4 protein-coding genes and 1 pseudogene are annotated in these 6,000 nt (G+C 33.9%); 2 read left to right on the top strand and 3 right to left on the bottom strand.

Annotated elements, in window-relative coordinates:
- Window positions 1-1,132 (top strand): annotated as a pseudogene (locus tag F1Z66_RS15935) (hypothetical protein); the annotation flags it as partial.
- A gap of 1,044 nt (window positions 1,133-2,176) precedes the next feature.
- Here F1Z66_RS15935 and F1Z66_RS14735 read toward each other — a convergent pair.
- Both F1Z66_RS14735 and F1Z66_RS14730 read right to left on the bottom strand, forming a co-directional pair.
- Window positions 2,177-2,794: a hypothetical protein gene (locus tag F1Z66_RS14735; protein ID WP_149864386.1), complete on the bottom strand. Its 618-nt coding sequence runs from the start codon at window positions 2,792-2,794 to the stop codon at window positions 2,177-2,179.
- 11 nt (window positions 2,795-2,805) lie between these two features.
- Window positions 2,806-3,162 carry a hypothetical protein gene (locus F1Z66_RS14730; protein ID WP_149864385.1) on the bottom strand — a complete coding sequence of 119 codons (357 nt, stop codon included), beginning with the start codon at window positions 3,160-3,162 and terminating at the stop codon, window positions 2,806-2,808.
- Window positions 3,163-3,269: 107 nt separating this feature from the next.
- Between F1Z66_RS14730 and F1Z66_RS14725 the strand changes: the two genes are divergently transcribed.
- On the top strand, window positions 3,270-4,265 hold the full coding sequence (locus tag F1Z66_RS14725) for a GAF domain-containing protein (RefSeq protein WP_149864384.1): 996 nt from the start codon (window positions 3,270-3,272) through the stop codon (window positions 4,263-4,265).
- Between the two features lie 75 nt (window positions 4,266-4,340).
- On the opposite strand, the gene F1Z66_RS14720 is transcribed toward F1Z66_RS14725, so the two are convergent.
- Entirely contained in the window at window positions 4,341-5,576 is a 1,236-nt protein-coding gene (locus F1Z66_RS14720; RefSeq protein WP_201448669.1) for a cation:proton antiporter, read from the bottom strand.
- Window positions 5,577-6,000: the final 424 nt, after the last annotated feature.

Genomic DNA, 6,000 nt, shown 5'->3' with positions numbered 1-6,000 from the left:
AAACCAACCAAGCTCAACTGACACTATGGTGCCTGTAAACCAACCAAGCTCAACTGACACTACCTCACAACCAAATCCATACAGCTCTTCCACACAACCAAGCTCAACTGACACTGCAAACCAACCAAGCTCAACTGACACTGCAAACCAACCAAGCTCAACTGACACTGCAAACCAACCAAGCTCAACTGACACTGCAAACCAACCAAGCTCAACTGACACTATGGTGCCTGTAAACCAACCAAGCTCAACTGACACTACCTCACAACCAAATCCATACAGCTCTTCCACACAACCAAGCTCAACTGACACTGCAAACCAACCAAGCTCAACTTCTCATGACCAAAAAGACGATACTAGCTCAACTGATGACTCTACTACAAAAGACGATATTAGCTCAACTGATGACTCTACTACAAAAGACGATACTAGCTCAACTGATGACTCTACTACAAAAGACGATACTAGCTCAACTGATGACTCTACTACAAAAGACGATACTAGCTCAACTGATGACTCTACTACAAAAGACGATACTAGCTCAACTGATGACTCTACTACAAAAGACGATACTAGCTCAACTGATGACTCTACTACAAAAGACGATACTAGCTCAACTGATGACTCTACTACAAAAGACGATACTAGCTCAACTGATGACTCTACTACAAAAGACGATATTAGCTCAACTGATGACTCCAGCTCAACTGATGACTCCAGCTCAACTGATGACTCTACTACAAAAGACGATACTAGCTCAACTGATGACTCTAAGTCTATAGCTCCTCAAAGCGACAAGGCATCAACTGATGACTCTACTACAAAAGACGATACTAGCTCAACTGATGACTCCAGCTCAACTGATGACTCTACTACAAAAGACGATACTAGCTCAACTGATGACTCCAGCTCAACTGATGACTCTACTACAAAAGACGATACTAGCTCAACTGATGACTCTAAGTCTATAGCTCCTCAAAGCGACAAGGCATCAACTGATGACTCTACTACAAAAGACGATACTAGCTCAACTGACAAACCATCAACTTCAACCGTCTCAAGTCCGGCTAAAAAACCCGCCGTAACTAAGATAATCTCCCCAAGCAATACTAATCCTGCTGCTAGTAGTTGATATATTATTCAAGAGAGTAGCCAAACCTGCCTCCCTATTTTTTTGAAATCAATCTAAATTTGTAAACTTTTGTTCTGCCATCTATTTAATTAAAAATTCATTCTATTCATTAACATTTTTCTTGACAAATGGATTGAGAAATTGCTATCTTGATGAACTAATTAGGGTAAATCTGTAAAGCACTTGTCATATGCATGCTCTACATGGGTGCAATTTGTATTCTTACACCACGGGTAATATATTAGGTTCAAGGAATTCAGCATCCATGATCCAACATTCAATTACCAAAAAATTGCCCAAAAGACTCCAGAAAATAAATTATCGAATTCAGATTTGACTAGATCTTCGGGGCATTTTACAAATAATCAATTTCCAGACAGGATTGTTATCTGAAACCATGGTGATTTTTGGAACCTAACTTCAAACGGATTGGAGAATGGCAATAATTGCGGTAATTCAGGAAACTTTATATCTAGATTGGGTGCGAATTTTATTTTGACAAAACCTGATAATCTCTATTACATAAACACATATTCAATAATTTCAAATCTGATTCTGTTATGTTTGTTGGTAAGTAGAGTGCAATTACTAGATTTGTGGATATTCATTTAAGTAATGGCAATGAATATAGGCATATGTATTAATTTCAACGATCTGATGATAAAATAGTACTCTGTTGGATGATTGATGTAAATCAAACAAAGGGGACATTTTTCAAACCCAATTGAAGTATTAGGTACACTAATCAGTGGCATCATATTATACCGATTTGGCAACTTGGTTGTTATTATATCTATTAAAATAATTGGTAATAGTCCTGCAAAAAAATTAATTCATACCCAAATATAGTTGGACGTGAATCTGATATTTTTTAAAAAACTCATTTCTAATCTTACTAAATTATAGGAAGACTAGATTTGAGCAAAAAGATCGGCTTGTCCTATTTAATGATTTGATTACCCTTGAAGATGCATGGAAGGATGTTAATTGATAAAAATATTTTTTGTAACACTTAATTAATTCTCTCTTCCAATTATCACTTTTTTAAATTGTGTCACCATAGACAATCTTTGTTCTACATTCTGCTTTATTCACCCCGTTGTCATTTGTGCTTATAGCCCTTAATCCATATTCCATGAACTTGTCAGTCGTTTTACTAATTTCAATACCTTCTTGACTTGAGATGTATTTATTTGGTAATATTCCGAAATTATGAAGGCTCTCTCTACTCATCACATTTTCTTTGTCTTTACTAATATCTTCTAGATATGCGACTATATCCGAATTTTTCATTTTACCTTTAATGACTATTTTATCAGCTACTAAATTGGAGCCTTGTTGTTTATAATAGTTGGTAACTTCTATAGGATATTCTTGAATGAATTTGTCTACTTGTAACTCAGATCCAATATAACTTACCGGAACCATATTTGTGGACTCGCCTATTGCTTTTGTTTGAAGCGCTTTAGTTAAAATTTCATTTTCATATTCTAAATTTTCATAATCCGAAAATGCCGAATCCATAAATTCAAAACACTTGCCATTAATATTGACATTGAGATGCTTTTCTGGATAATAACTATATGCAGCCAAGAATAATATAATTCCTCCAATTAATCCAATCAATATTCCCGGGATGATAATGGATTGCAAGTCAGCCAAGATTATTCGACCTAGTTATATTGGGTATAATACCTGTACCTTCTTTCTACTTCCTTGTTATTACCTGTATTAACCTCTCTTATGGCTTTGTCTAATCCTTTGTAGATATAGTCTTTTAATCCTTCTTTTCTCTCTATTTCAGGATAACTCTCGCGGATCATCTGTCTAAAGTTATTCATAAATTCGATTACCTTACCTCGATAATCTCCAATAGTTGGGTTCTTGACGCCTGATATCTTAAACCAGGTGGTAGCACAAGGTGCGGCTACAGACCTAGCCAAATCCTCAATTACTCTATCTATTTCAAAATAATCCATAAGGTATATTGGATCTAAAATTAGATAATTTGCACGGAAAAAATATTTCACTATAGTCTTCCATTTTGGAAATGGTTTGAATTTATCTGTTATATGTTCTAATTCATTCCCTTCCGTTCCGGAAATAGTTTATAATTCTACATGTCAGCTTTGATCATATGATTGATGAGATAGAAAAGATCATTCTCAGTAGTCTGGGAAAAAATGCTCGGATATCATCAATAGAAATAACTCGATTACTTCATGATCTAGATTATAACATTACTGAACGTGCTGTTAGATACAGAATTAAGAAATTAGAAAGGGATGGTATCATTATGGGGTATTCTACAATATTGAACCCTGCCCACACTAGTGAAAAAATTCAAAAATTAATATTAATTAAGTTTAGAATCATAAAAGACAGTGTAAGTCTGCTTGATAGGCTAATGACATACTTAAATGAGTCTGCATTTTGTATTTATGCTTGCAGAATTCACGGAGATTATGACTTTGTCTGTCATTTCATATTTGATTCAATAGTTCAGTTCGATTTAGAGATTGATAATTTCATTTATCAATTCTCCGATTTGATTGCTGACTTTAGAACTTTTGATTCACGTATCTTTAAATTTAATCCCAACCTGTCGTTTGATGATAGCGACCTTGTGAATAGAAAAATAACAATTCACAAAATATTGAATTCTTTGAACAAGGAAGAAAACATTAGTAAAAAATTTGAATTGGTTGTTGATAGCTTGGTAAAATATTTTGATGCTGCTTTTGCAAGAATTTGGATCCTAAATGATGAGAATGATTATCTGATACTAAAAAGTAGTGCCGGAATTTATACTAATTGTCATGGGGAGTTCTCCAAAGTTTCTATTTATTCTAGTAAGATAGGATATGTATTGAGGAGTAAAAAACCTGCAATTTCAAACGACCTAGTGAATGATCCTAGGATAAAATATCCAAAATGGGCTAAAGAACTAAATCTAAAATCTTTTGCAGGCTTTCCTTTAATTTTTCAGAACAGGTCAATAGGAGTATTAGCCATGTTCAGCAAAAAAAAGTTGAATTCTGTTGAATTTGAGTTGATAGAAATTTTTTGTCACGATGTTTCAAGGCAATTGTCGGTGTTTTTGGAAGGTCAAAAATTCTTGTTTGACAATTAGATTGGATGATGAATTTCGTAATTTTTATGGTTTAAAAAGAATACTTCACTAGGAATTTCATCATTGATATTCATTCTATTCTGTTCCTTCTGATTTGGACTCTGAATCCTTTCTTTGTGTTTCCATGTTTTCTTTATTATCTTTATCTGCTAATCTTAGACCTAACCTAATCAGATAAGGGGCTAGAAAGGTAGAAATCAAAGTAATAGTTCCCACGATTGGGAGTATAAACGAACTTACCACGCCTATATCTATTCCCCCTTTAGCAACAATTATAGACATTTCACCCCCTCTTGAAGATGACAAACTAATTCCAGTTTGTATTGATGTTATCATATTAAATCCCTGATACCTTGCAGTCAAATACACAATTGCGAATTTTACCACTGATGTAATTCCCACAAGAAGTAGTGCTGGTACTATGAAAACAGGTATTAGATTTATGTCCATTAAAGCTCCAACTGATACAAAGAATAATGCAACAAACATGTCTCTAATGGGGGTAGTCAGAATACTTGTTACTGCATGGGATTTAGACTCTGCAATTAGTACCCCTGCAAAAAATGCACCTACTGCCACAGAAATTCCTAGTAAATTTGAAAGGTATGCAAATCCAAAAGCCAATCCAAGTACTGCAACCACAAGTACATCGCTTTGATTAGTTCTTGCCACAAAATCTACTAGACGCGGAATAGTCCTCGATCCTATAATTAGAACTCCTGCAATGAATGCTATCGAAATTGCGATAGGAACAATAATCTCCATTATCGAGATATTCCCTGTTACAGTTGTGGAATGTAGCAGGGCGAATATTGATAAGATTATGATGTCCTCAATTATCAAAATACCCAAAGTAAGGTTTGAGGCTTCGTCTCTTAAGATCTTCAACTCCTCTAACACTTTCATTATTACTACAGTACTAGATACCGAAAGTGCTACTGCCATAAAGATACTGTCATAAAATGAAAAGCCAAGAGCTTGACCAGCATAAAACCCTGCAATCAACGTTCCTATCTGCTCTGCAATTGTTATTACTGTTGCCCTTTTTCCAATCTTTTTTAAATTACGAATTGGGAATTCCATTCCAACGGTAAATAAAAGCAATATGATCCCAATCTCTGCAAACAGGTTCAGCACCTCAATATTGCTGATAAAACTAAATGGGGGGGTATGCGGCCCTATTATTATGCCTGCTCCAATATAGCCAAGAATTAAAGGTTGCTTTAGTTTATATGAAATAATTGTCATAATAGCTGCGATTATCATGATAGTCGCAAAATCTTGTAAAATTTGAGTTATTTCTATGGCCACAATAAAAATAAATATATATATTATATAAATAAATGTAATTGTTTAAGAAATTTCTGATTCGATACGTTAAAGATTCTATTAATTATGTGGACAAATCCAACTGTAACAATATATTTGACTTGTTCCACAGACACTAAAATTTAATCTCTTCATAATAAATTACAAAAAATTATAATAAATTAAAAAATAATATCAGTATCTTGGTTCTATTAGTAAAACCTATACAATGTAATATTTATTACACTTTTTAATAAAAAATGAGTAAAAGAGATTGATTTCTTGGTTAATTGTCCAGAGGATTTTTCAACATTCATATAGATAAGTGCGAATGAGCCTATTTAATGGATATTTTTTTCATTTACTGATATAGGTGAAGAAATTGGTAGATTATTTGGCTTCTTTACTGACCTGGAAACCAACAGAT

The organism is Candidatus Nitrosocosmicus agrestis, assembly GCF_008389435.1.
Classification (GTDB): Archaea; Thermoproteota; Nitrososphaeria; order Nitrososphaerales; family Nitrososphaeraceae; genus Nitrosocosmicus; species Nitrosocosmicus agrestis.
Note: the sequence above shows the minus strand (reverse complement) of the source record. Positions and strands in the feature narration are given on the sequence as shown.